This window comes from Mesorhizobium sp. M7A.F.Ca.US.006.04.2.1, assembly GCF_004022915.1.
GTDB lineage: Bacteria > Pseudomonadota > Alphaproteobacteria > Rhizobiales > Rhizobiaceae > Mesorhizobium > Mesorhizobium ciceri.
Window position 1 is genome coordinate 1 of the sequence record NZ_RZQA01001146.1, and the last position, 1,555, is coordinate 1,555.

Sequence of the window (1,555 nt, forward strand, 5' to 3'; positions counted from 1 at the left end):
GCTCAGCACGATGCGCTCGCGCTTGCGCTCCTTCTCGGGATTGGCGAGCGGCACCGCCGACAGCAGCGCCTGGGTGTAGGGATGCAGCGCCCTCGAATAGAGTTCGGCCGCCGGCGCGATCTCGACGATCTTGCCGAGATACATCACCGCGACCTGATGCGAGATGTGGCGCACGACGGACAGATCATGCGCGATGAACAGATAGGAGGTGCCGAAGGATTGCTGGATGTCCTTGAGCAAATTGAGCACGCCGGCCTGCACCGAAACGTCGAGGGCCGAAACCGGCTCGTCGAGGATCACCACTTGCGGATTGAGTGCCAGCGCGCGGGCAATGACGACGCGCTGGCGCTGGCCGCCGGACAGTTCGTGCGGATAGCGCTTGCCATGCTCGGGATTGAGCCGCACCAGTTCGAGCAATTCGGCGACGCGCGCGCGGCGGTCGGTCGCCGACATGTCGCTCATGCGCAGCGGCTCGGCGATGTTGTCGGCAATGCGCATGCGCGGATGCAGCGACCCGTAGGGATCCTGGAAGACGAGCTGGATGTAGCGCCGCATCAGGCGCATGTCTTCGTGATTGAGCGCGAGCAGGTTCTGGCCACGGAACCAGCTTTCGCCGCTGGTCGGCTCGATCAGCCGCATCAGGCAGCGCCCGAGGGTCGACTTGCCGCAACCGGATTCACCGACCAGACCCAGCGTTTCGCCTGGTGCTACGTCGAACGAGACATCGGCGACCGCACGGACATGGGCAACGGCACGGTCGAAGACGAGGCCGCCGCGAACCGGAAAGTCCTTGACGAGATGGCGAACAGAAAGCGCAGCCGCCGGTTTGGTTTCCGCCTGGAGTTGCTCCGCTGCGCTCATGGGGCCACGTCTCCACTGTCCAGGCTCGCCGCCGCCAGCACAGCACTGTGGAAGGGCGGCAAGGTCGTCGCGAAATGACAGGCCGAGAACCGGCCGCCGACATCGTGCAAAGGCGGGTCCTCGGTCCGGCAGCGTGCCGCGGCATAAATGCAGCGCGGATAGAAGGCGCAGCCGCCCGGCAAGCGCCCAAGTGCGGGCGGCGAACCGTCGATCGAGAACAGCCGCTCGCGGCTTTCCTCGAGGTTGGGGATCGAGGCGATCAGGCCACGCGTGTAAGGATGGCGCGGATCGGCGAACAGCTCGGATACGCCTGCCTGTTCGACGACACGGCCGGAATAGACGACCGCGACGCGGTCGGCATGGCCGGCGACGACGCCGAGATCATGGGTGATCAGCACCAGGCCGAGGCCGAGCCGTTCCTGCAGCGAGCGCAGCACGGCCAGGATCTGTGCCTGCACCGTGACATCGAGCGCCGTGGTCGGTTCGTCGGCAATCAACAGGTCAGGATCGTTGGCGACGGCCATGGCGATAACCGCGCGTTGGCGCATGCCGCCGGAGAATTCATGCGGATACTGGTTGACCCGGCGCTCCGGCTGCGGGATCGCCACCAGATGGAGCAATTCGACCGCGCGCGCCATCGCCTGTTTGCGTGTCACGCGCTGATGCAGCCTGACCGCCTCGGCAATCTGGGCGC

The 1,555-nt window shown here is 66.0% G+C and carries 2 protein-coding genes; both read right to left on the bottom strand.

What is annotated here, in order from left to right; all coding sequences use genetic code 11:
- Positions 1-861: ATP-binding cassette domain-containing protein (locus tag EN925_RS35225; protein ID WP_128337337.1), on the bottom strand; the 861-nt coding region annotated here is incomplete at its 3' end.
- Positions 858-1,555 (bottom strand): ABC transporter ATP-binding protein (locus EN925_RS35230; protein ID WP_164894636.1); only part of this gene is annotated, 698 nt, incomplete at its 5' end. The genes EN925_RS35225 and EN925_RS35230, both read right to left, overlap by 4 nt.